The following is a 24,418-nucleotide window of genomic DNA, read 5'->3' on the forward strand; positions in this document are numbered from 1 at the left end:
TGTGAACCTATCCCACTAATAAAACTCTTTGAATCCAAATATGAATAGAGGCAAGATCAAGAAATGCATCAAAATATACTTTTCGACGTTCCCAGCGAACAACTAAACAACGATATTTACGTTGATACCAAGCAAAACAACGTTCTTGCTGGTATCTCGTGACAGATATCTTGATGGGTCTACCAATATGTTTTCTTAGTTTTCCAAACCCTTTTTGGTATTTGGGGTCGAATCCCGCGTTTGCGTAAACTCGCACGTTGTTGTTTCGAGTCAAACGAGTCTTTGAGTTCCACTCGTTCCACTCTTGCGCCTCTGTTCCCCTGCCTCTATTTTTTAGAGTTCTGTAATTGACTTCGTAAATCTGCCCATTTAACTCCTGCTAGACTGGGCAAAACAACATGAGCAGCTCCAACTCGTTCAACTGGGCCAATACCTACTGCCCACATCCCAGCAGCTAGAGCCGCTTCAACACCTGCTGCTGCATCTTCTACAACTACGGATTGCGCTGGTTCGATTCCTAGCTCCTTAGCTGCATAGAGAAACAAATCGGGTGCTGGTTTGGGTTGCTGTACGCTATAACCGTCAGCGATCGCATCTATCTTATCGGCAATACCCAACCGTTGGATGACTGTGCGGGCATTTTTACTCCCTGAGCCAATGGCTATTTTAATCCCGGCTTGCCGCAGCTCGTCTAAAAATGCGATCGCTCCTGGTAACAAATCCTTAGTGGTCATATTTTTCAGCAATTGGATATAGTAGCGGTTCTTGCGCTCCATCATTTCCTGGATTTGTTCTTCCGAATACGGTCTATGCCCAATAATCAGCATTAGCGAAGCACGACGGGATACACCCCGCAGCGCTTCATTAGCTACCCGATTAAACGGTATACCCTCTTCATCCGCTAGCTTCTGCCAAGCTAGATAATGAAGTTCTGCTGTATCTGTCAGTACACCATCTAAATCGAAGATGAATCCTTGGATGTTGGGATTGGGCATGGGGCATGGAGCATTGGGCATTGGGGATGGAGGATTGGTTATTTCCGTTGTCCCCTTGTCTCCTTGTCTTCCGAAGTTTGGAGCAAACGAAGCCTCCGCTCCAACTTCTCTGCTTGTCTCCTCGCCCCCATGCCCCATGCTCAATCCTTGATGTAAATCAAAGTCGTACCATGATCCTTGCCAGTGCAATTTAAACTTTAGGCGTGTCCAGTTAGCGGGCAAATGTGGTTTGGCTACGGGACGATTTTCATTCAATTGGATACCGCCAAAGCCAAAAATTACAGCTTGCCAAACGCCGCCAGCAGTGGCACCGTGAATTCCATCGCTGGTGTTTCCTCGGTTATCTTCCAGATCTACCATTGCTGCTTGCATAAACAGTTTGTAAGCTTCGGTGGAGATATGCAAATCTGAAGCTAAGATGGCGTGAACTGCGGGGCCGAGGGAGGAACCATAAGTGATGTCAGTGCGGGGTGCGTAGTAATCCCAGTTTGTCTGCAATGCTTTTTCGCTGTAGGGAAAATCTGCCGATCCTCGCATTAAATAAAGCAGCATTAAGACATCTGGCTGTTTGAGTACTTGATATTTGTTAGTTTTCTCGATACCCAAGATGGCTTGCATGGAGCGATCGCGTCCTTCGTAATCTGCTAAGTTAATATCTTCTAATTGAAAAAATCCCTCGAACTGCTCAATTAATTCTGTTGATGGGTCGTAAAACAACAAGATTTTGGCGATGATGTCTTGCCAGTGATTTCGCTGTTCGCAAGTCAGTTGCAGTTTCTTTTCTAATTCCCTGGCTCGTTGTGGATATTTCTGAGCCAACCAATCATAAACTTCGATCGCTTTTTCCAAATGCCATTGCGCCATCCGGTTTGTAAAAATATTGTTGTCAACGAATTCATGGTATTCATCCGTGCCGATGACTCCCCGAATTTCATACTTTTGACGTTCAAGATTGAATTCTACCCGGCTACCCCAAAAGATAGCGGCATCCAGAATTATCTCTGCACCGTATTTTTGCATCCATTCATTATCCCCAGTGGCTTGCCAGTAGTTCCAAACAGCGTAGGGGATATCTGCGTTGATATGAATTTCGCGATCGCGACACCAAATTCGCACGTCTTCACTATAAAAATCAGTCGGAAGCGACCAACGTGGTGTTACTTCATCTCCGGTGGCGGCACTTTCCCAAGAAAACATTGCTCCTTTATAGCCGTAATGAGTCGCTTTGCGTCTCGCTCCTGGTAAAGTGTGCCAGCGATAACTCAGTAAATTACGGGCGAGTGCTGGTTGGGTAAACAGAAAAAAGGGCAGCATAAAAATTTCTGTATCCCAAAAAATATGGCCGCGATAGCCAAATCCTGAAAGAGTTTTAGCAGGAATGCTTACTTTCTCATCATGCCGTGGGCTAGCAATCAGCAACTGAAACAGATTGTAACGAACAGCAAAAGCCGCTGTGCTATCCCCTTCAATCACGATATCGCTTTGTTGCCAAACTTCATCCCACGCCTGTTCGCTAGTTTTGAGTAATGTTGCGTAGTCTGGCAAGTACGCAAGTTTTTCTCGAGCTGCTGCAACGGGTGTTTCAACCTCCCGCGAAGTAAAAACTGTCACAAGTTTTTCTACCGTTATGGTTTGTTGCGCTTTAGCTAAGAAGGTCATGCTGAGGGTGGGATAACCAGGTGCGGTACTGACTTGCAACGGTGCTTGTGCCCCTGATAACGTCATCTTAGCTGCCATACCCAGTTCGATTTGGGAGTTGCGGGTGCGGCGTTGCAACCAAATTCCTTCATCAGTCTTGCCTTGGTCTAATCCTTCCCAGTGATTAAAACCCTGATTTTCTGTATAGCCGTTAATGCTTCCTTGAACTTCAATTAACCCATCGAAATCTACTGGTGTTAGCTGACAGCGCTGCACTAATATGTGCTGGTCTGCAAAACTGACAAAGCGTTCAAAGTAGATGTCTATGGTTTTCCCACTGGGAGAACGCCAACGCAAAGAACGGCATAGAAGTCCCTGACGCAGGTTAAGCTTTCGCTCATACTGCAATATCTCACCTTGGTCGAGACGAAAGCGATCGCCATTGACAATCGCTACCAAAGGTAACCAGTCAGGGCAATTAACTAGTTCAGTGTACATCACCGGCACATCGTCATAAACACCGTGGATAAAGGTAGCCGGTAATGCATGAGGATAACCTTCCTCAAAACTGCCCCTTGTTCCCAGGTATCCATTGCCGATTGTAAAGACAGTTTCTTTGGAGTGCAATTGGTCAGGGTCAAACTGGGTTTCGGTTAATATCCAGTCTGTGTAGATAAAATGGCGAGAATGACCTTTTGTTTCCATTGTGTGTTATTGAGGAGTGGGGGATGTGGTTCGACTCCGCTCACCAAACGGGGATGAGGGAGATAAACGAGTTAGGACTTACGCAAAAACTCTCTGAAACTCTTATTTCTTTGTGTCCTTCTCTGACGAGACGCTGCGCGAATGCGTTCTTTGCGGTTCGTTTTTCATAATTTTGCCTAAGTCCTGTGAGTATTAAAGGTGGATGAATCCAGTTCTGAGGTGGATGAATCCAGTTCCGAGGTGGATGAATCTAGTTCCGAAGTGGATGAATCCAGTTCCGAGGTGGATAAATGAGTCTTTGAACCTAATGCTTCAAGTTTTAACTCACCCTCATCTCCCTCATCTTTCCATTTCCCCACTCCCTCACCCGCCCATATGTTTTTCTAAAATCTTTTCGGCTCTAGGTTTATAGATAAGGTGAAATAAAGTTTCCATATAACGATCTCTGGCTTCATTATTTTCGGGAGCAATAAAGTTCCAAAAACTAAATATTTTCGTCAGCAGTAATAATTGATTAGTATGTGAGTGCCAGTTGTATCTGTTATGAATTCGCTGAGTCATCCATTCTGAAACTTCCTGCCAGTGTTGAGGATGAGTATCACATTCTTCAAGGAACTCTAGAATTTTATTTGCTGTTCCTTCTAAATCTGTTGGATTAATATTAAATCCATCTTCTTGATTTTCAATAATTTCTAAAGAAGCGCCAAATTGTGTTGCAAAAGTTGGTAAGCCAGAAATCATGGCTTCCAAAATACACCTCCCGAAGGATTCAAAGCGGGCAAATTGGACATAAATTCCCTGACAATCTGCTATTACTCGATAAGCTTCACCGAGGTTACGGCTGGGGAGACGCATCCCTAACCAACGAATTTTGCCTTGGAGATGATATTCATTAATAATGTCGTGGAGTTTTTGGATTTCTCCTGCCTCTTCTGGGTTTATGGCTTCATGTGGATACAGTTTACTAGCTAACAGAATCAGGTTGCAATGCTCTTGCAACGCCTGACTTTTACCGAAGCATTCAACCAAACCAGTAAGATTTTTAATTGGGGTGAAAGTAGCAATAGCAAAAATTGGTCGCTTGTGAAGATTATCTAGGCGACCAAATATTTGGGGGTCTTCGCTACTAAAGAGTAGTTCGCGCACTTGCTTAGAAAGTTCAGGATCTCGGTCTGATTTTTGGCTGTAGGGAAAGAAGATGTTTTCATTTACTCCCGGCGGTACAAAATTGAACTTAGGACTAAACAAATCAATTCCATCAACTACATGATACAGTTGTGGCATAGTAAACCACTTATATGACTCATACTGACCTATCGTGTCGGGTGTACCGACAATTTCTTGATAAGAGGATGTGATGATGAAGTCAGCTGCATTCATGCTAATTAAATCGGCAGTAAATTGTGCCGAGAAGTGATATTTATCTTCTAAGTCTTGCCAATATAAATTACTAAATAGATGTTTAGGTTTTTCTAGTGAATGAGCAATATTACATTGGGTAACTTTGAGACTATGGGATAAGAGAAAAGCCACTAAATTACCGTCGCTGTAGTTGCCAACTATCAGATTAGGTTTACCCTGAAATTCGGCTAGCAGTTCTCTTTGAGCATCGGCAGCAAATGTTTCTAAATACGGCCAAATATCAAATTTAGAAATCCAATTATTGGTAATTTCTGGATTGAATTCACCAAAAGGAACCCGCAATATCCAAGCGTTTTGGGTACCTTCAACTTTTTCTAGACGTAGGTTACAAAATGTTCCTTCACAGTTAGGAATTAGCCTGGTGAGAATAATTACATGGGGTTTAATTCCCAAAAATTCGAGGCCAGCGAGTTTGATTTCTTCACGAAGTTTGTTTTCTAAACTGCGGGCTTGTTCGAGAACATAAATAACTTGGCCGAGTGTTTCATCTCTTCCCAAGACATCTTCTTGTGCAACCCAGCCATGTATAGAAATCAGGACTACGCGAAATACGGCGGGGACGCGGGCGACAAATGTTTCTAAAATCGCGGGTTCTGGAGAGTAGATCAGTCGCTCAAAAAGTTCTAAGGTTTCGCGGACTCGGGCCGCAGTGTTACCCCAACCGGGTTCAAAGCCGAGTTGTTGGAAGCGAGAGCGAAATTTTTCGTAGGGTTCCTCAGGAGGTTGCTGACTCAGGAATTTGAGGGCTAACTTTATTTGTTTAGCTAACTGTATACCTGAGGGAATGCGATCGCCAATTAGCAGCTCAATTCCTTCGTAATTAATTTTGTGTAAAGCTAGATACAAAAGTTCTAGCCAATGTTGAGGTTCGGTCAACAATTGACTGGACAGGTAACGGTTGAGAAAGGCTAAACCTTGACCGATATTTCTCGGGTCGTCGATTCTGGGAGAACCTTCATAAAAAGGATGGAGGTCGATTTCCAAAATGCGATCTTGGTGGCGGTTTACCAAGCGATCGCTCACATCTAGCAACGCTTGGGGTGTCATCTGCTCAAAGCTAGTAAAGTCAGCTTTACATTGCCAAACTTCCTGGCTAGCAATCCTGGGTCGAACAACAAACCAACTATACTCGTCCTCCATAATTATTTCATGGGTATAGTGTATGAGTTTCCCCAAAGAAGAAGAGTGATAAAAGTAAGCTGGCTTTTGGGATTGCTGACAGTAATCTGCAAAAGTTTGCAAAATTTGATTCCTCAGGAAGTAACGCTTACCTGAGGTATTCAAAACATCTATCAACTGACGTAGAACAGTTTTTTCATCACTATTCCAGACAGCTTCAAATAATTCATACATGACAAATTCCAGAGTTTAACTAATCCAGAACCTCATTCTTTTCTCCCCAACAACTCTACTTTTCAATGACGAGTATTCTGTCAATGCACATTCTGACTTTGAGTTTAAATAAATGCGAAAACTCTTGCTTCTAGCTGTGGTATGAAATGATGAAGGCTGTTAAAACAAGTCGCAAGTCAGTTTTGTGACGGGGATTTAGCGCAAAGTCACGACTCGGAGGTTTGGGACCATCTGACGGCAGTTCCTTTAAGCGGGGGAACCCCGCCAACGGACTGCCTCAACTTTGTAAGACAGACCCCGACACAAAACTTGCCGATTATAGAACCCTTGGACAAAAAAGCGCCGAATTTGTTAACAAGAAGGGAACAGGAAAGAATGACCTGTTTCCTGTTCCCTTCTAAATAAAATCAGGGGGTTTAAGTCCCCCACCAATGTTCCTGCCCCCCTTTCAAGGGCAGGTTTTTCTCAATTCAGTCCTCAGATCTCAATTTTTGCCTTCAAAATTTTCTTTGCGTCCCCGTGTCCCCTTTTGCGTTTAAAATTCCTAAAACGATTCCGAATATTGTCTATCAAAGTCTACTCCCAGAACTAAATATTTTAGATTCTGGATTTTAAACAAAAGCTGTAGCAAAAGTATCCATCTCAAGATGAGTGATGCACTGCATAGTGATATTGAGCTTAATAAATCTTAGTTAAAGAGGAAGTCGAACTGTAAATGTACTGCCCAGTCCTGGCTGACTTTGAACGTGAATGCTGCCTTTGTGCGCTTGGGCGATGGCTCTTGCGATGGCTAATCCCAGTCCGGAACCGCCAGAAGTACGAGAGCGGTCGCGATCGACTCGGTAGAAGCGATCGAATATTCGCTTTTGATGTTCAACAGCAATGCCAATTCCTGTATCTTGAATTTTAATAATGGCGTAAAACTCACTATCTGACAAAAAAACCGTGACTTTTCCCCCGCTAGGTGTTGCTTGAATTGCATTGATAATTAAATTAGAAATTAAGCGATAAAGCTGTTCTTCATTTCCCATCGCATACAATTTTTCTGAAATTTGCACCTGCTGAGAGAGATTTACCTGATGCTCTACTGCCAAAAATGCTAATTCCTCAATTAAATCGCTAATTAAATCATTCAAACAACAAGGTTGATATTCTCCCGTTAATTCTTTTTGGTCTATCCTTGTTAACAGCAACAAATCTCCTACTAATTGCGATAAACGACGATTTTGGCGTTTAAGAACATCTAAAATTCCACTGCTTGATTTTGGTTCTTGCTGTAACTTAATAGCAGCTTCAATGGTAGAATACATTGCTGCTAAAGGTGTGCGAAACTCATGGGCAGCATCAGCAGTAAATTGTTGCATCTGTTGATAGGAAAGATACACAGGTTGCATTGCCCTTCCGGCTAACCACCAACTAGACAAAGCAACGAAAATCATTGAAATTGGCAATCCTAAAACCAAAGTTAATCTTAAAAAAGTAATATGTTGGTCTAAATCATTTAGACTTCGCGCTACTTGAAGATAACCTGAAAGCTGATTTTGAGTATATAAAGGTAAAGTAATTTGACGGTATCGAGTGCCAGAATAATCTGTGATAACTTGCCAACGTTGTGATGGTAAAGTAGTTTTTAACTTATCAGCTTGTATACCAGTAATTGCAAATATTTTTCCGGAATTATCCAATAAACGTATATAGTAATTAACTGGATTAGCTACCTCTACTAGAGGTTGTTTGATAGTAGCTTTATGCAAACACTTTGTTGAAGTTATACATAATTCTAAGGAAAGTTCCTTAGCAAGTTGCTGTAAATGTCCGGGTTGTTGCCAAGCGGGTTCAATACTCTTATAGAGTGCATTTGCTACTGATTGTAATCCCTGGTCAATAGTTTCATTGTAAGCATGGGCAACCACACTATAAACTCCTAAACCAGATAGTCCTAAAATACTACCCATGACGAGGGTATACCAAGCTGCTAACCGCAACTGAGTCTGGTGGAAAATAGGATTGCGTTCCATATTGCTAAAACCGGCTTAAAATATTACTGTCGAGTTAGCAAAAATCAGCAGCCTGAATTTTGAGGCGATAGCCGACACCATAAATAGTTTCAATTAAAGATTCGCTATCTTCTTCTCCTAATTTACGTCTTAATAAGCGAATTTGTGCGGCTACTACATTGCTCACCGGTTCTGCACCAATTTCCCAAAGCTGATTAATAATTTGGTCGCGGCTGAGAATTTGGTTAGGATGCCGCATGAAATATTCCAACAATTGGAATTCTTTGACAGTTAAAGCGAACACTTGCTTTTCACCATCACAATACTGACGAGTCAGTTCATGAGTGCTGTAATTGAGCATTAGACAACCTACTTGTAAGCGTCGAGCTTGGAGTTGGGGTGTAAGTGTTGTTCCTGTGTAGGAGGCTCGGCGTTGTAAGGCCCGCAATCTGGCCAGCAGTTCTGCCATATCAAAGGGTTTCACTAAATAATCATCTGCACCACTATCTAAACCAATAATCTTTTCTTCCATTCGGTCTTTAGCCGTTAGCATTAACACAGGTAGAGTTAAGTGGCGATCGCGCAACCATTTACACAACTCTACCCCCGAAATTCCTGGTAGCATCCAATCAAAAATCGCTAAGGTGTACTCAGTCCAGCCTGTTTCTAGATATTGCCATGCTTGAGTACCATCTAAAAACCAATCAACTATATATGCCTCATGACTCAGGACTTGTTTGATTGCTGCACCTAAATCCGCTTCATCCTCAACTAATATCAGCCGCATACTCAACCCAGTGCTAAAAGCCTTCTTTAATTACGTTTTCACCAAAAAATGATATAATTATGAAATTTTTATTCTACCTAAGATAGAAATGCTGATGTCTGCGTAGTTTATCGAGCCAGACAAAAATGAAATTTAAATGAAATTTTTTTGTTTCTGGAGATATGAATACTGGTTATCTCAATAGTAGGAAGCAACAATTATACCAATTCACGAAAAATATGATACAAATGCAAACCCTGAAACATCTGCTAAGTCTCACTTTCTTAATTTTTAATTGGTATTACAGGTGCATCTGTAATTTTTAAGCCAGTTTACTCAAAATAAAAGCCCCAAGAAATCCAAAGACGACTATTAACCCGGCAAAATCATGTGCTTGCTCAAAAGCTTCTGGAATCATTGTGTCTGTAATCATTGCTAAAATAGCGCCTGCGGCTAAAGCAGTAGTGGCAGCGATAACTTCTTGTGAGAAGTGACTGAACAAGGCATAGCCTAAAAGTCCTGTTATACCAGAGATAATGGCGATACCTCCCCAGACACCGAAGATGTAAGCAGTTGAACGTCCTGCTTTTTTCATCCCAGCAGCACTAGAAAGTCCTTCCGGAACGTTAGAGAGAAAAACAGCTGCCACAGTTACCCAACTCACAACTCCTCCACCAATCATGCTGACACCAATGACGATAGATTCGGGAATACCATCGAGTAATGCACCAACAGCGTAGACGCGAAGCGGCTTGTCGTTAGACATCGCCATTCCACTGCCACTATTTTCTTCCTCCGATGGTTGCTGTTCGCCAGAACGCTTGCGATGGTTTGCACCTTGATGCCACAAAAACCAGTTTGCAGCTGTATATACAACTGCACCACCGACAAATCCAATTGCTGTTGAGTCAAATCCACCGCGCTTATAAGCTTCATCCATCAGTTCAAATGCGAGTGCTGAAATTAATACCCCAGCACCAAAAGCCATAACTGCGGCAATGACCCGTTGCGGAATCTTAGCGTAGTAACCCACCGCAGAACCCAGTAGCAACGCTGAACCACCAACCAAACCCCAGAAACCTGCTTTTAACCAAAGTGGAAACATCATTAATTCGTAATGAAAATTCTTGGCTAATACCAAACAAACCTATTTTGAATTTTGACCCTTCGGCTACGCTCAGGGTAAAATTTTGAATTTTGAATTGATATCGCCTTGGGGTTTTGACAGTGCTTGTAATTCTTCCCAACTGTAGTGAGAAGGTAATTCAATTGGTTTGTCATTAGCTCCTAATCCCAATCCAATTGTTGGCTCAAGTTCCTCAATAAATTCCTCTGCGTACTCTATTAACTTATTACCTGCAACTCCACCCGTAATTGCCCCTGCAACTCCACCAATGGCAGCACCTACCTTACCACCAATTGAGCGACCTAAGGCGGCTCCAGCAATTCCACCTGCTGCTGCTCCCAATCCCGTTGTAATTGGATGAGGATTTGGGGCGGTTTGATTTTCATTTTCTGGGTTAGAAGTAGAATGTTCTTCATTCATAATTTAGACTCTCCTGGAAACTATTAAATTCTTGAGTGTTTACATAATATTTAGCTTGAAACTACTTATGGCTAAGATACCCCAGAAGCCACAGAGCAAAGCGTTCTAGTCCAATCAATAGGGCAGTAATACCTACAGCCAGACCGAACAAAACTAGGTTATTTTCATTGCCAGCTTTTAGTGCAAAGCTTAAGGATGTGGCAACGGCTGGAGGATGCATTACATCTAAGAGAATCATCAACACAATTGTGACGATCATTGCAGTTCCTCCAGACGCATAACCCGAACCCATCAGCATATAAGTTATAAAACCGATCGCAGCTGCCATCATTTGGGAGATGGTTAAAGTTCGCACGGTATTTGTACCATGCTGGGGATCGAGATAAATCAGAAAGGCGCTGGATGCCAAGGAAGCAAACAACAAACGCTGGCGGGTTACTACCTCCACTAAAGCAAACATAGTTAATATGACTACTGTCGGGGCAGTAGCTAATGCCAATTCACCCTTCCAATTCAGGCGCTTGCGGAGCGATCGATTCGCACCTTCCAGAGGCTTTAAGCTGGAACGGTGGGATTTCATCGCATACTCCTGTCAAGCTCCGGCTCTGGTAAACGGCGTTGTTCTCCCTGCTGAATCTCCCGTTCTAAGAAATAATTTAGCAAGGTTCGCAGCAAAACGATCGCTCCCAAATTCAAAATATCCTGACGAGTTGGTGCTACTGCTGTCCGCAAAATATCGCTGGCGACAGTGAATTCTAACCCCAATGCTAGAACTCGTCCCAATTGCAGACGTACTCCTTCTGTGGCATCAAAATGTTGTTTGGAGCGAGAGAACAATAAGCGCAAATAGGCAGCAATACCTCGAATCACTGCTCCACCAATCACAACTGCTGCGGCAATTTCTGTTCCTGCTGCCAAATAACCGACAATCACTTTGAGCCATGTCTCTAAAGGAGTTGTTTCCCTAGCTTCCCCCCTGGTTTGTACGTTCAAACTCAACAGCAGAACTAACCCTAAAATTAGTGCTAGGGGCAATAACAAACTAATCAATGAATCCCGTGATGAGTCTCTTTTCATGTTTACTTTATTCTTTGAGCTATGCTCTCAGCAACGCGCAAAGCATTGGCCATAATTGTTAATGTTGGGTTAACACCAGAATTTGAAGGAAAGAAACTACTATCTACAACATAAAGATTATCGACATCATGGGTACGGCAATTGAGATCGAGGACTGAGGTTTTGGGATCTGTGCCAAATCGACAACTACCGCATTGATGGGCTACTGCTTGTTCTGGTATGTGAGTCCGGGGATAAATGCTAAATGGTAGAACGTGTTTAGCAGAATGGGGAATTGATTTGAGTACAGATGTCCAACGATGGATTAGGCGATCGCTTGCTTCGATATTATTAGGGGTATAGTCAATATGAATCTTGTCACCCACCACACGAATTCGATTATTCGGGTCTGGTAAATCTTCTGTTTGCAACCACCAACCTACTGACCTTTGGGCTAACAAATGTCGCTCATAATGAGGAATTAGTTTCACAAATGGAGCCATTAATGGCGGTGCTTCTGCGGGAATCATATCAGCTAGAACATTACCCGTATTCTGTACCATGCCCATCGGATAAGGAAAATCTGGCTCTCCCCAATAAAAATCGTTGACGGCAATGGTTTTTTGAAATTTAGCGTGATTTACTTCTAGATGTATGGAAACAATCGCTGTCTCCGACTGCTTCATGAAATTCCGCCCTACTTGGTCGGAACTGTTTGCCAATCCATTGGGATGTTTATCGTTAGCAGAGCGTAAAAGTAAAGCAGCTGAATTGACAGAACCACAGGCTACCACCACAATATCGCCTGTAAACCAATGCTTTTCGCCGGCTATTTCTGTTTCTAACCTTGTAACTTCTCGTCCCGACTCGCTCGTATGCAGCCGCAACACCTTGGCATTAGTCAAGAGAGTAACATTGACATACTTTTCACGCGTGGGACGAATAGCGTTGACATCAGCATCGGCTTTTGCGTGAACTAGGCAGGGGTATCCATCAAAAGTATCGCAGCGAATACAAGGGCTATTTGTGCGTAGGCGTAGCCCATCGTAGATATCGCTCTCATTCAGCTTTAATCCTATAGGTAAATGGAATGGGTAATATCCCAGTTCCCGGATACCATCAACAAGCGATTGCATATCCGGTTCATGACTCACAGGCGGATAAGGATATGGCTGACTACGAGGCGGTTCCGTGGGGTCTTCTCCTTCTTTGCCATGCACGTCATACAACTTTTCTGCTTGGGTATAATACGGCTCAAAGTCTTGATATTTCAAAGGCCATTCTGGGGAAATCCCGTCTTTATGAATTACCTTTTCAAAGTCTCGCTCCCGTAATCTTACTAAGGCTGCACCGTAAAGTTTAGTATTGCCACCAACCCAGTAACCTGTCTGCGGTTTAAAGGCTTTACCATCCTTGTCATACCATTCTTCATCGGTATGATAACGATGCTTTTGATAAACTTCCTGTGGATTCCAGTTTTCTTTCTCCCTCGGTAAAAAGTCGCCTCTTTCTAAAAGTAAAATCTTCTTACCTGTAGGTGCAAGGCGGTGAGTTAGTGTACCTCCACCTGCTCCCGTGCCGATAATAATAATGTCGTAATGCTCTGTAATGCTCGTCACGTCGCTTCGCTCCGAATTAAAAATTAAAAATTAAAAATTAGAATCCCCATAAATTTAGCGGCTTGTACTATCAAGGAATAATTGGTCATAAGTTTATATTTATTACGACTAAAAAAGTATTACCCTGCCGTTTTATGTAAAGTAATTTGGCAATAGTTCATATTATTGGTAATTCTTCTTTTGTAAAATCTGCATAACTCTAGAGGTAGATTCATTCAATAAGACTAGAACTTTGGTGTTTATATTGCTTCCATCTTGGGTATTAATATTTTTTACAACCAAAGATAGGGAAAAATTTCATTTTAATTTCATTTTTTATCTATATAGTTTCAACTAGATACTTAATAATTTTAGCGATCGATTAATAAATACTTGTTAATGTAAATAAGTTTTTAGCAGAATTTATATCTAAAATTTGAGGTAAATATAAAATAATAAAATAATAATTAGCCTTAGAAAAATAACCAGTTATTTAGATAAAAGGTTACTGTGCTTTATATCAAATTTGTATTAAATTGAACGTGTTATTTATTATCGGCTACTAAGTTAAATAACAGGAGATTCTTATGGCTAAAGCCATAGAGATTTATGACGATCGCCTACTTGCTATCCTATCTCCAGATGCTTCACTGCAAAAGCTGGCTAACGGCGCAGTTCACAGTGAAGGCCCTGTTTATATCCAAGAAGATGATAGCGTTGTGTGGAGTGATGCTCATGGCAATCGTCTGCTGCGGTGGAGTCCTACTGATAACGTGAGCATCTTACGTGACCCATCTGATTATCAAAGTGGGAATTACCGCGACTTGGAGGGTCGTATTGTTGCCTGTTCCTCTGGTCTGCGTGCCATCATCCGCTGCGAACACAATGGCGAATGGAAGGTATTAGTCGATCGCTACCAAGGTAAACGCCTCAACAGTCCTAATGATTTAGTAGTTAAAAGGGACGGTACAATCTGGTTTACTGACCCGCCTTATGGAATTACTGAACCAAATCAAGGATACGGCGGCGAACAAGAACAACCTGGAAGTTATGTATATCGCTTCGACCCAGCAACAGGTCAGATTTATCCTGTAGTAACAGATATGGTACGCCCTAATGGACTAGCTTTCAGCCCAGATGAAAATTTGCTGTATGTTTCAGATACAGCTGCATTTAATATTCCAGGCGGGCCGCATCATATTCGTGTATACGAGATTGTAGATGGTCGATGGGCAAAGAACGGGCGGGTATTTGCAGTCATCGAACCAGGACAACCTGATGGATTTCGGGTTGATGAATATGGCAATCTTTTTATCAGTTCGGAAGATAGCGTACAGGTATACGCTGCTGATGGAACTCAGTTAGGGAAAATTTTTGTACCGGAAGTATGTGCCAATTTGACTTTCGGTGGTAAAAAACGCGATTCCCTGACGGGAACACTTCGCGATCGCTTATTTATCACAGCTGGCAAATCTTTATACTCTATCAACTTGAATACTCGTGGTGTACAGCTATGATTTACCAATTTGTGCTGGGTATAGCCATTGCTGTGTGGGTGCTACCAAAGGTAACGGTTTCTGTATTAGCTGTAGTTAATTATCCATTCCTGGGGCCGCATTTGGTAAGTTCTCTTGTTTATGCCTATCCTGGCGGACTCGCAGGATTAGCACTGCTACTGCTGAGAGTTAGCGTTGGTGGATTGTTTTTGATTCACGGCTACCCCAAGGTACTGCATATTCGGCGTTGGGCTGAGTCTATTAATACACCCGTGTTTCTTTGCATTATCTCTGCATGGACGATGTTGGGTGGTGGATTGTTCTTAATCATTGGCTTATTTACACTTTTGGCAACCTTGCCAATTCTGGCTTCTATGTTGTTTGCCATCTTGTTACATCTGATTCAAGGTCTGCCCTTTGTCGCCACAGATCCATACTTAATTCCTGAAGACGAGTATAAAGGCCCTCTAGGAAAAGGCGAACCGCCAAGTTGGGAAAAAGCCTTGATGTACTGCGTGATGCTGATTGCGATCGCAGTTTTAGGCCCCGGTGCTTATTCACTAGATGCAGCGATTTTTGGACGATAAAAAAATTCACAATCAAAAGATGGCACATAATCATAGCCACGGACTGTACGAAGATCAAACTGGCAACTACAACCGTGCTTTTGCAAAAAGTCTAAATATAATTCTCTTCTATAGATAAATTTTGTAAATTTATCTATTAAAAAACTCAATTTCAAAATTGTTTACTGCCCTTGGATGAACTCAATATTTGAATTACAGCGAACGGTGCGATCGTGCTGTTTCTGGAACTATTATCTGATTTTTTTTGATTAATTTATTCTTTGCAAGTCCCATAGACATTTCATAATGATTTCATCTATGTGTGAATGATTGTTATGGGCTGGAATTTAAGGAATTTGATAGGGACAACAATAATTTCACACACATCATTCTGCAATTAGCAGTACAGCGTGTCCATCAGGATCTTTTACTAAGCAAGCTTGGCGATAAGTAAATGAGCTATCCGCAAGCTCTATAATCTGTGGTGATACAAACTCAACGCCATTACGTCGTAGCTTAGCTACTAACTGCTCAAGATTATTTACAACAAGCTGAATTTGCACCGTTGCAATATCGCAACTTTTCCAATCGTTTGGGATGGGACGACCTTTCCCAGGTACAAGATAATCTAGCAATTCAATTCCGACACCGCCTTGAACTGGCCGCAGTGCTGTAATTTTGACTTCGGCTCCTGGTAAGTTATCTAAGCGAGTTTGAGTAGCACGCCAGTTGAGGCTACGGCTATCAACTTGCATTCCCAAAAGGTCGCGGTAAAAGTATAGACTTTGTTCAGTATTAGAAATAGCGATCGCACTATGATCGATTCCTAAAAATAAGCGATCCTGGCTTTGATGCCATTTATCTTGTCCTTTATCAGGGGGAAACCAAATTAACTCTAAATCATGTCCATCAGGGTCTTTAAATTTAAAAGCGCGGACACCAGCAGACGCTTCATTTCCAGATGGTATTGTTTGCGGTGCAGTAGATATCGGTTGAATGGGAAATGCACGCAGATGAGCATAAGCTTTATCCATATCACTCACCACAATCGCCAAATGTTGAAACCATAGGTCATTACTTTGGGAATCGCTGGGAATGGGTTGAGAGTGAATATTAAGATATTCTATCAATTCGATTATTTCATCACCTAAGCGCAAGGTGACAATGCGAATTTCTGCACCAGGAACACTTTCTAACTGGCTGTATTCTTCACCTGCAACTGTGATATCGGAAACTAATTTAAAACCAAGTGCTTGTGTATAGAAATCCAAAGAGCGATGTCTACGACGGGCTACGCCAACGCAGCTTATTACCGTTAAATCAATAGCCCTAATTCTTTGTACCTGTACATCAGTTTGACCAAGCATATTCATCGCCTCCGTAGTTACAATTAATGTTTTATTAAAATGCAGAGGTACGCGGAGTTTTACCATAAGCATTTCGCTACAAATTAATGAAATGCTGTCTTAAGTTTCTTTGTAAGGATTCAGGAGTCAGAATAGTTAAAGAAATAGAATCAAATTGATGGATAAATATCCAAATCATACTAAATTTATTACCCATTCTGGCTTCTGACTCTTGGGTGCTGAATTATTACGTTTCTTTTAGTCTTTTTTATGCTCATCACCTAACATTTTTAATAGTTTTCTTGTTACTAAAACACCAACAACTCCAGCACCAACTACTTCCACCGCCTGTACCACTTTTTTACCTACATCGCGAGGGTCGAGATGGTGATGAAATATCTCTTCATCCAGCCATTCTGTAGTGGCTTTAAAGTCATGAATTGGGGTTGGTAATAGTGTTAAATAAGTGCCTTGACGAATTAAGTGCGCGGGTTCACCTGCAACTTCAAAAATATTGAATAAGTTGGCAGCAGCATCATTTAATCCCAACTTCAATAGAGTTCCCCGGATATTAACCTTAGCGGATTTGAGGTCTTCTCCGAGAGCAATTGCTTTCAAATTTCGAGCTATGTTTGCCCCTTGTTGATAAGCTACTTGTGCTGTAGGTGGTAGTGAATTATCTTGAACTACTGCACAATCACCACCTGCAAAAACTTCGGGAAAATCAAGCAATTGCATCGTGGGAGTAACTAGGGGATGGTTGTGACGATCTCGATGTTCTTTGGGTATCGGTAACTCTTGAATGAGAGGATGGTTAGAAGTACCAGCAGTCCAGATTGTGGTGTGTGTCGCCAGTGTCTTAATTTGATCATTGCTTTTATATTCAATTGCATGGGGACGTACAGCAGTTGCTTCTGCTTCTGTAAGAATTTCTATTGCTATGCTGCGTTTTTGTAATTCTTTTTCAGCAATTGAACGCAACGGATCGTTAATATCGCCATCGAGAATTTTTTGACCGTGATTGAGAAGAACCACCTTAATTTCACTAGAATTACCACCTAAAGCATCATACCAATGTGGGAGAAAATCTGCTAAAGTTGCTGCCATTTCCACACCAGAAGCACCACCACCCACTACAACTACTGTTAATAGTTTGCGGCGTTGTTCTATATCATCTGTTTGGACAGCTTTTTGTAAGCAGTTACGTAAATGCTTGTCAAGTGCGATCGCATCTGCTTGTGTCCAAAAAGGAAAGGCATTCTCTTTAGCACCTGCAACATGATGATAACCAGTAACGCTCCCTAAAGCTAATACTAAGTTGCTGTAGTTATAGGAGGTACCCGAAGCTAATTTGACTTCCCGTTGATGTAAGTCAATTGCTTGTACAGTATCTTGAACAAAGACGATACCACTACCTTTGAGTAATTCCGAATAACGCGGTACTACTTGAACAGTATCCATCTCGCCATCAAAATATTCATAAAGCAATGGTTTAAAGCAAAATCGCTCGTTTTTATCAATCAATATTACAGAGCGAGGATAATGTTCGTGAGCTAAATGTAAAGCTGTAAATAGTCCGGTAAAACCACCACCGACAATTATAGTTTGATAAACTGGGTTGTTCATAAGGGAGAGATGGGGTGATGAGGGAAAATAAACTAAGGGCTATGGACTAATGACTAATGACCAATTAGCTATACAAATAAGAAAAAAGCAATAAGAATAGCACTAATAGCAATAGCAAATATTAGAGCGTATTCAAACCTACGAGTTTTAACTTTAAAAATTGCTCTCCACAAAAGTATTCTTAACTGTTACCTACTAAATCAAAAAATAAATACTATCGTTAGGGTGATTAAGACTAAAGATTTATTAATTCTTGTTAATAAATTTTTAGTGAATTTTAAAAGATAAAGATTTTCATGTAATCAAGATTCCATTTACTTAGGAAACAAGTGCTGCTTTTATGTTTTAAAGATTTCATACAATTATGAAAATTAAATGAAAATTTTCTCGGTCTTTGGAAAGAACTGTTTATTCCTCCACTAGCTGGAGGCGATCGGCATTGCAAACTTATAAATTAATGCCAGAATCAAAACAATACCTATCAATAACTTAAACAAGTACTCCTGTAATTTTTGTTACTGTATAGCAATAGTTGAGGTAAAAAATATACTTAATATTGAATTCTATATAAATAGCGATCGAAAAAAGTAATAGAAAGCATATTTCTTGAGCCTTAGTGACAATAAAACCCTAGATTTTAAGAAATGAAGGAAACATTATGAGCTATTCTCCTTACCTGCTCAAAGGTCAAAAAGCACTTGTAACTGGTGCTAGTTCTGGCATTGGTGAAGCTATAGCTCGTTATTTGGCTTTCTCAGGTGCAGCTGTCGCTATTAACTATCATTCGGAAGCTGAAGAAGCGCAAAAAATAGTCGATGATATTAAAGCAAATAATGGTGAAGCTTTTGCCATTCAAGCCAATGTGAGTAAAGAAGACGAAGTTAAAGCAATGTTTAGCCAGACACTTCAGCACTTCGGAACCATTGATATTTTAGTCAACAACGCAGGTCTGCAAAAAGATTCACCTTTTGTAGATATGACCCTCGACCAATGGAATACAGTTATTGGAGTCAACCTCACAGGACAATTTTTGTGTGCTAGAGAAGCTGCAAAAGAATTTCTCAACAGAGGAGTGCAACCGCAGATTTCATCTGCCGCAGGTAAGATTATCTGCATCAGTTCAGTGCATCAGGTGATTCCTTGGGCGGGTCATGTTAATTATGCTGCTAGTAAAGGCGGTATTCATATGATGATGCAGAGTATTGCCCAAGAACTAGCCCCCCATAAAATTCGTGTTAATAGTATTGCCCCTGGTGCAATCAAAACCCCTATTAATAAATCAGCTTGGGATACTCCACAAGCTGAAGCAAAGTTACTACAACTGATTCCAGCAAAACGTATTGGTGATGTAGAAGACATTGCCAAAGCCGCAGTTTGGTTAGCTTCTGATGACTCTGATTATGTCAACGGTACAACTTTGTTTGTAGATGGTGGCATGACTTTGTATCCAGGTTTTACAGAGAATGGCTAAAAACTAGGAAATAGTATACTTGCTCCTTGCTCCCTCTGCTCCCTTATCTCCCCACTCCCTCATGGCATCAGATTCATCTAAGAAAACAATATTTGCAGCGATGGGTGCTAATCTAGCGATCGCTATCACTAAATTTATCGCTGCTTACATTACCAATAGTTCAGCGATGATATCTGAGGGCATTCATTCATTTGTAGATACTATCGATCAATTATTACTGCTGCTAGGACTGCGGATGAGTCAAAAGCCAGCAGATGATAGCCATCCCTTTGGTTACGGGCAAGAACTTTACTTTTGGACTTTAATTGTCGCTATCTTTATTTTTGCCATTGGTGGAGGAATGTCTATTTATGAAGGAATCACTCATCTAATTAACCCTAGTCCCTTAGAAGACCCGATATGGAATTATATTGTGCTAGGCGTAGCAATTATATTTGAGTGTTTTTCTTGGACTGTAGCTTTAAAGGAATTTTTACCAACTAAAGGCAATCAAGGCTTTTGGGAAGCAATTAAAAACAGTAAAGATCCTACAATATTTACAGTCTTATTTGAAGATTCTGCGGCAATTTTAGGTTTGCTTGTAGCTTTATTAGGAGTTTTTTTAGGACATTTATTTAACAATGTTTATTTTGATGGTATAGCCTCAATTATTATTGGTGTTATTTTAGCTATAGTAGCAGTGTTACTAGCAACAGAAAGTAAAGGATTATTAGTTGGTGAAAGTGCCAATCCTCAAACTATAGCCAATATCCGTTCTTTATCCAAAACAGAACCGGGAGTCCAAGAGGTTATACGCGTACTTACAATGCAACTTGCTCCACAGGAAGTATTACTGAACTTAGAAATTCAATTTTCCAAAAAACTCACAGGTGAAGAAATAGCATCAACAGTCGATAATTTAGAAGCTAAAATCCGCCAAAAACATCCTGAAATTAAACAAATATTTATCGAAGCTAAATCCTTAGCTGCCACTCGCAAATCTTCTCGAACTGCTTAAGCAACTCTCATATTACTATCTGCAATTGTGCATAGCTACATAAACCATTCTATTAAAAAATCGTGATTCCCTAAAAAGTAGATTATGAATACGTCAAAACCGAAGTCGTAGTCATTACCAGAGCCTCCGCCGGCATAGGAAGAGCCACTGTCCGAGCATTTGCCAAGCGAGGGGCGCACATTGGACTAATCGCCCGTAGCCGGTAGCCGCAATGGACTACAGAGTGCGCGTCAAGAAATTGAGGAAGCTGGTGGGAAAGCCTTGGTATTACCAACTAATGTTTCCGATCCAAAGCAAACAGAATCTCACAATCACCAAAAAGCTACCCAAAGCTAAACCATGAAAATTCTTACTTTCCGACAGGCTTTTGGCTCACCCGGCATTGAGCCGCGATGGACTCATGCAAATAAAGATGGAGTAGGAACAGCTTACTCTACCTCTAGTCAAGTTTGGTTTACTATCTGGAATGGTGTTGTGACCGAAATCTACCATCCGACAGTAGACAGACCTCAAATTCGGGATTTGCAATACCTTATTTCTGATGGCAAAAGCTTTTTTCATGAAGAGAAACGCCATCTGCGATCGCAAGTGGAACCTCTGTGGACTCATGGTTTAGGATATCGCATTACTAATTCCGATCCCCAAGGACGTTATGCCACGATCAAGGAAGTGATTGCCGATCCGCATTTATCCTGTATTTTACAACACACAAAAATCACAGGAGAGCGCGAGTTTATTGACCAACTCCATTTATATGCTTTGTGTGCGCCGCATCTAGAAGTTGGCGGTAGAGATAATAATGGCTACACATTAGAAGTAGCTGGACATCATGTTCTTGTAGCAGAAAAAGCAGGAACTTGGCTGGCAATAGGCGCAACAATCCCGTTTACTCGTCTTTCCTGTGGCTATGTTGGTCAAAGTGATGGCTGGACAGATTTAGCAGACGATTTCCAAATGGACTGGGAGTTTGATAGTGCGGTAAATGGTAACTTAGCTTTGATTGGAAAACTCAATCTAGCCCAAAGTCAAGAGTTTACTTTAGGGTTAGCATTTGGTACATCTGTGCACAATGCAATTTCTACCCTGTTTCAGTCGCTTAATCTGCCTTTTGAACAGCAGAAGCAGCAATATAACGAACAGTGGAAGCGGTCGCGCAACCATATTAAATCATTAGAAAATGTTTCTTGCGATCGAGGGAAGTTGTATCACAGTAGCGTTAGTTTGTTATTAGCACATGAAGACAAAACTTATCCTGGTGCTTTAATTGCATCTATGGCTATCCCTTGGGGTGAAGCTAAGGACGACCAAGACCAAGGAGGATATCACCTTGTCTGGACGCGGGATTTAGTAAGCAGTGTAACAGGTTTGGTAGCGGCCGGGGAAACAGATACAGCAGTGCGATCGCTCATTTATCTCGCCACCAGTCAGCAAGAAGACGGCGGATTTGCTCAAAACTTCTGGGTTGATGGCAAACCTTACTGGCAAGGTATTCAACTAGATGAAGTCGCATTTCCGATTCTTCTAGCATGGCTGTTACACCAAGAAAAAGTACCACTGAACTTTGATATTTATCCAATGGTTCTCAGGGCTGCGGGTTATTTAATTCGTCATGGCCCTGTTACCCAACAAGAACGCTGGGAAGAAAACAGTGGTTATTCACCTTCCACATTCGCTTGTAACATTGCTGGCTTAATTTGTGCTGCCCAATTTGCCCGCGAACATGGCGATGAAGCAACAGCAACATTTATAGAAGAATACGCCGATTTTTTAGAATCACACATTGAAGATTGGACAGTAACTACCGAAGGAACCCTAGTTCCTGGCATCAAACGACACTATATCCGTATTACTCCTACAGATATCAATAATCCTCAACCAAACGAAAATCCCAACCAAGGAACTATTTTTATCAGCAATCATCCCCCTGGCGAATCAGCAGAATTTCCAGCAAAGGAAATTGTTGATGGCGGATTTTTACAATTAGTACGTTACGGAATTCGTAAACCTGATGACCCAATTATTGTTGATTCTGTCAAAGTAATTGATGCAATCTTGAAAGTAAATACACCTGTTGGCCCTTGTTGGCATCGTTACAATCATGACGGTTACGGTCAGCAAAAAGATGGAAGTCCCTACATGGGTTGGGGTAAGGGACGTGCTTGGCCTTTATTAACAGGGGAACGAGGACATTATGAATTAGTTATTGGCGGTAATGTTAAAACATATATCAAAGCAATGGAAGGATTTGCTTCAGACACTTGTTTATTACCGGAACAGGTTTGGGATGAAGCAGATAAATCTGATGTCCATATGTTTTTAGGAAAAGCTACAGGTTCAGCCATGCCTTTGATGTGGGCGCACGCAGAGTATATTAAGCTGCTGCGATCAACTCAGGATGGGCAAGTATTTGATTTTATTCCAGAAGTGGCAAATCGATATTTAGGCGAAAGAAAGCAATGTAAATCATTAGAAATTTGGAAATTTAATCGGCAAATAAACAAGGTTCAAAGAGGTTATACACTGCGAATTCAAGCTTTAATATCTTTTCAATTGCACTGGTCAGACGATAATTGGCAAACTGTCAAAGATACACCTTCTATTTCCACAAAATTAGGAGTTAATTTTGTCGATATTCCTGTTGTTAATCAACAAGCAATCAGTTTTACATTCTTTTGGATTGATAGTAGTAAATGGGAAGAAACTAATTACTCAGTTACAGTTTCATAGTTTGTGATTCCAAAATCGTCACATCAATTAACATCAGAATATAACTGCACAATTAAACAGAACAATTTTCTATGCAGAATAACTCATCACACAAGCCAACAATTGAATACTGGCACGTCTGGACTGACCGCGACGGTGTAAGCCACCAGTCCCGTTGCCAAATTCAAGACTTCATCCAAAAAGGCATAGCTCCGGATACCTCACCCCAGTGGCTTTCTCAATTGAAGCAATCTGGTGCTACCATTACTTTTACTGTGCTACCTGTGGAATGGATTGGAAACTGGCACGAGAACCCAAAACCCCAGTGGATCGTCCCTATATCAGGATGCTGGTTTGTAGAGACTATGGATGGTCAACGAGTAAAGATGGGGCCTGGTGAAATTTCCTTTGGAGGAGACCAGGGAACGAAAGAAGACGCACAAGGCCATAAAGGCCATTTGTCTGGAACAGTAGGTGATGAGCCAGCTGTTTTGATGATGGTGCAATTTGACGAGAAACCAAATATGGAATAGCTCTAAATACCATTGTCCAACGCTTGCCTAATCTGCGGTTAGATACAGATCGGATTGAATGGTATGAAAACCCTTCCTTGAGGGGGATGAAATCAATGCCTGTTGCTTTCAATTTTTAAAATACTCCCGTAGCGAGTGCAGTTTCTTTGTAGCTTCAACACTTGTTTCCCTTGCATTGATTCCACGCAGTCGAACTTGCAATTGATTGCCGTTAGTTTGAGGAACAAAGTGAACGAGTTTGAAAACACGCCCTAGAAACAGTCTTGATGGAATGTTATCTTAAACTGCCATCAATAGCGATCGCACTTAACTGTTACTTGGACAGTACACGATGTTTAACACACAAAGCGATCGCATCCGTCGAAACCAAAATTATTGATTCAGCTTTGTTATGGAGAGAGCGATCGCCAGAAATCATACTAGTCTAGTCTAAACAAGGGCGATCGCTTTTTGTTCGTGATAGTATGCCAGCAGGTAATCCTTGCCATGTCTAGTAATAGTTCTTCAGTTGTCTTACAACAAGCCGCTAAGAGCGTCTACGCTCTGCTCCTACTGGGTTATTCAGGTACTTCAGCAGCAGTTACTGTGACAGTCTCAAACT

Annotated in this window: 18 protein-coding genes; 7 read left to right on the top strand and 11 right to left on the bottom strand. The window is 41.4% G+C overall.

The window, feature by feature from the left end; all coding sequences use genetic code 11:
- Positions 1-326 precede the first annotated feature (326 nt).
- The 9 genes from pgmB to NSTC745_RS20340 all read right to left on the bottom strand — a co-directional run bounded on the left by pgmB (position 327) and on the right by NSTC745_RS20340 (position 13,097).
- Positions 327-3,338, bottom strand: coding sequence for a beta-phosphoglucomutase (pgmB, locus tag NSTC745_RS20300; RefSeq protein ID WP_445632543.1), 3,012 nt, complete (start codon positions 3,336-3,338; stop codon positions 327-329).
- A gap of 363 nt (positions 3,339-3,701) precedes the next feature.
- The gene (locus tag NSTC745_RS20305; RefSeq protein ID WP_445632544.1) at positions 3,702-6,113 is read right to left on the bottom strand and encodes a sucrose synthase; all 2,412 of its coding nucleotides are present in this window, start codon (positions 6,111-6,113) and stop codon (positions 3,702-3,704) included.
- A gap of 692 nt (positions 6,114-6,805) precedes the next feature.
- The gene (gene rppB, locus NSTC745_RS20310; protein WP_445632545.1) at positions 6,806-8,131 is read right to left on the bottom strand and encodes a two-component system sensor histidine kinase RppB; all 1,326 of its coding nucleotides are present in this window, start codon (positions 8,129-8,131) and stop codon (positions 6,806-6,808) included.
- A 34-nt stretch (positions 8,132-8,165) separates the two neighbouring features.
- The gene (gene rppA / locus NSTC745_RS20315; RefSeq protein ID WP_445632546.1) at positions 8,166-8,897 is read right to left on the bottom strand and encodes a two-component system response regulator RppA; all 732 of its coding nucleotides are present in this window, start codon (positions 8,895-8,897) and stop codon (positions 8,166-8,168) included.
- A gap of 301 nt (positions 8,898-9,198) precedes the next feature.
- Entirely contained in the window at positions 9,199-9,984 is a 786-nt protein-coding gene (locus tag NSTC745_RS20320) for a ZIP family metal transporter (RefSeq protein ID WP_445632547.1), read from the bottom strand.
- A 69-nt stretch (positions 9,985-10,053) separates the two neighbouring features.
- Positions 10,054-10,422 carry a colicin V family bacteriocin gene (locus NSTC745_RS20325; protein ID WP_445632548.1) on the bottom strand — a complete coding sequence of 123 codons (369 nt, stop codon included), beginning with the start codon at positions 10,420-10,422 and terminating at the stop codon, positions 10,054-10,056.
- Positions 10,423-10,483: 61 nt separating this feature from the next.
- Positions 10,484-11,002, bottom strand: a complete 519-nt coding sequence (locus NSTC745_RS20330) for an HPP family protein (RefSeq protein WP_445632549.1) — start codon at positions 11,000-11,002, stop codon at positions 10,484-10,486.
- Complete coding sequence (locus NSTC745_RS20335) at positions 10,999-11,499, bottom strand: DUF1622 domain-containing protein (protein ID WP_445632550.1); 501 nt, start codon at positions 11,497-11,499, stop codon at positions 10,999-11,001. Before NSTC745_RS20335 ends, NSTC745_RS20330 begins: the two co-directional genes overlap by 4 nt.
- 2 nt (positions 11,500-11,501) lie before the next feature.
- Positions 11,502-13,097, bottom strand: a complete 1,596-nt coding sequence (locus tag NSTC745_RS20340; protein WP_445632551.1) for a GMC oxidoreductase — start codon at positions 13,095-13,097, stop codon at positions 11,502-11,504.
- Positions 13,098-13,663: 566 nt separating this feature from the next.
- Here NSTC745_RS20340 and NSTC745_RS20345 point away from each other — a divergent pair.
- Both NSTC745_RS20345 and NSTC745_RS20350 read left to right on the top strand, forming a co-directional pair.
- Positions 13,664-14,593: an SMP-30/gluconolactonase/LRE family protein gene (locus NSTC745_RS20345; protein WP_445632552.1), complete on the top strand. Its 930-nt coding sequence runs from the start codon at positions 13,664-13,666 to the stop codon at positions 14,591-14,593.
- Positions 14,590-15,159, top strand: a complete 570-nt coding sequence (locus NSTC745_RS20350) for a DoxX family protein (protein WP_445632553.1) — start codon at positions 14,590-14,592, stop codon at positions 15,157-15,159. The genes NSTC745_RS20345 and NSTC745_RS20350 overlap by 4 nt, the downstream gene beginning before the upstream one ends.
- Before the next feature lie 365 nt (positions 15,160-15,524).
- On the opposite strand, the gene NSTC745_RS20355 is transcribed toward NSTC745_RS20350, so the two are convergent.
- Positions 15,525-16,571 (bottom strand): VOC family protein, encoded by a 1,047-nt coding sequence (locus NSTC745_RS20355; RefSeq protein ID WP_445632554.1) that lies wholly within the window; start codon positions 16,569-16,571, stop codon positions 15,525-15,527.
- 171 nt (positions 16,572-16,742) lie between these two features.
- A complete protein-coding gene (locus NSTC745_RS20360; RefSeq protein ID WP_445632555.1) occupies positions 16,743-18,110 on the bottom strand; it encodes an NAD(P)/FAD-dependent oxidoreductase in 1,368 nt (455 codons plus the stop codon).
- 658 nt (positions 18,111-18,768) lie between these two features.
- On the opposite strand from NSTC745_RS20360, the gene NSTC745_RS20365 reads away from it, so the two are divergent.
- From NSTC745_RS20365 to NSTC745_RS20385, 5 genes are all read left to right on the top strand, one after another.
- On the top strand, positions 18,769-19,581 hold the full coding sequence (locus NSTC745_RS20365; RefSeq protein WP_445632556.1) for an SDR family oxidoreductase: 813 nt from the start codon (positions 18,769-18,771) through the stop codon (positions 19,579-19,581).
- 61 nt (positions 19,582-19,642) lie between these two features.
- Complete coding sequence (locus NSTC745_RS20370; RefSeq protein WP_445632557.1) at positions 19,643-20,578, top strand: cation diffusion facilitator family transporter; 936 nt, start codon at positions 19,643-19,645, stop codon at positions 20,576-20,578.
- A gap of 339 nt (positions 20,579-20,917) precedes the next feature.
- On the top strand, positions 20,918-23,305 hold the full coding sequence (locus NSTC745_RS20375) for a glycoside hydrolase family 15 protein (RefSeq protein WP_445632558.1): 2,388 nt from the start codon (positions 20,918-20,920) through the stop codon (positions 23,303-23,305).
- A 71-nt stretch (positions 23,306-23,376) separates the two neighbouring features.
- Positions 23,377-23,817, top strand: a complete 441-nt coding sequence (locus NSTC745_RS20380; protein ID WP_445632559.1) for a cupin domain-containing protein — start codon at positions 23,377-23,379, stop codon at positions 23,815-23,817.
- A gap of 266 nt (positions 23,818-24,083) precedes the next feature.
- Positions 24,084-24,245, top strand: a complete 162-nt coding sequence (locus NSTC745_RS20385) for a hypothetical protein (protein WP_445632560.1) — start codon at positions 24,084-24,086, stop codon at positions 24,243-24,245.
- Positions 24,246-24,418: the final 173 nt, after the last annotated feature.

This window comes from Nostoc sp. DSM 114161 (genome assembly GCF_052692665.1).

Excerpts from the sequence above, each read along its gene's own strand:
- NSTC745_RS20385 (WP_445632560.1), top strand. The coding sequence starts at position 24,084 with ATGGAATGTTATCTTAAACTGCCATCAATAGCGATCGCACTTAACTGT.
- NSTC745_RS20325 (WP_445632548.1), bottom strand. The coding sequence starts at position 10,422 with ATGAATGAAGAACATTCTACTTCTAACCCAGAAAATGAAAATCAAACC.
- NSTC745_RS20330 (WP_445632549.1), bottom strand. The coding sequence starts at position 11,002 with ATGAAATCCCACCGTTCCAGCTTAAAGCCTCTGGAAGGTGCGAATCGA.
- rppA (WP_445632546.1), bottom strand. The coding sequence starts at position 8,897 with ATGCGGCTGATATTAGTTGAGGATGAAGCGGATTTAGGTGCAGCAATC.
- NSTC745_RS20355 (WP_445632554.1), bottom strand. The coding sequence starts at position 16,571 with ATGGTAAAACTCCGCGTACCTCTGCATTTTAATAAAACATTAATTGTA.
- pgmB (WP_445632543.1), bottom strand. The coding sequence starts at position 3,338 with ATGGAAACAAAAGGTCATTCTCGCCATTTTATCTACACAGACTGGATA.
- rppB (WP_445632545.1), bottom strand. The coding sequence starts at position 8,131 with ATGGAACGCAATCCTATTTTCCACCAGACTCAGTTGCGGTTAGCAGCT.
- NSTC745_RS20370 (WP_445632557.1), top strand. The coding sequence starts at position 19,643 with ATGGCATCAGATTCATCTAAGAAAACAATATTTGCAGCGATGGGTGCT.
- NSTC745_RS20375 (WP_445632558.1), top strand. The coding sequence starts at position 20,918 with ATGAAAATTCTTACTTTCCGACAGGCTTTTGGCTCACCCGGCATTGAG.
- NSTC745_RS20360 (WP_445632555.1), bottom strand. The coding sequence starts at position 18,110 with ATGAACAACCCAGTTTATCAAACTATAATTGTCGGTGGTGGTTTTACC.
- NSTC745_RS20320 (WP_445632547.1), bottom strand. The coding sequence starts at position 9,984 with ATGATGTTTCCACTTTGGTTAAAAGCAGGTTTCTGGGGTTTGGTTGGT.
- NSTC745_RS20335 (WP_445632550.1), bottom strand. The coding sequence starts at position 11,499 with ATGAAAAGAGACTCATCACGGGATTCATTGATTAGTTTGTTATTGCCC.
- NSTC745_RS20305 (WP_445632544.1), bottom strand. The coding sequence starts at position 6,113 with ATGTATGAATTATTTGAAGCTGTCTGGAATAGTGATGAAAAAACTGTT.
- NSTC745_RS20365 (WP_445632556.1), top strand. The coding sequence starts at position 18,769 with ATGAGCTATTCTCCTTACCTGCTCAAAGGTCAAAAAGCACTTGTAACT.
- NSTC745_RS20380 (WP_445632559.1), top strand. The coding sequence starts at position 23,377 with ATGCAGAATAACTCATCACACAAGCCAACAATTGAATACTGGCACGTC.
- NSTC745_RS20345 (WP_445632552.1), top strand. The coding sequence starts at position 13,664 with ATGGCTAAAGCCATAGAGATTTATGACGATCGCCTACTTGCTATCCTA.
- NSTC745_RS20350 (WP_445632553.1), top strand. The coding sequence starts at position 14,590 with ATGATTTACCAATTTGTGCTGGGTATAGCCATTGCTGTGTGGGTGCTA.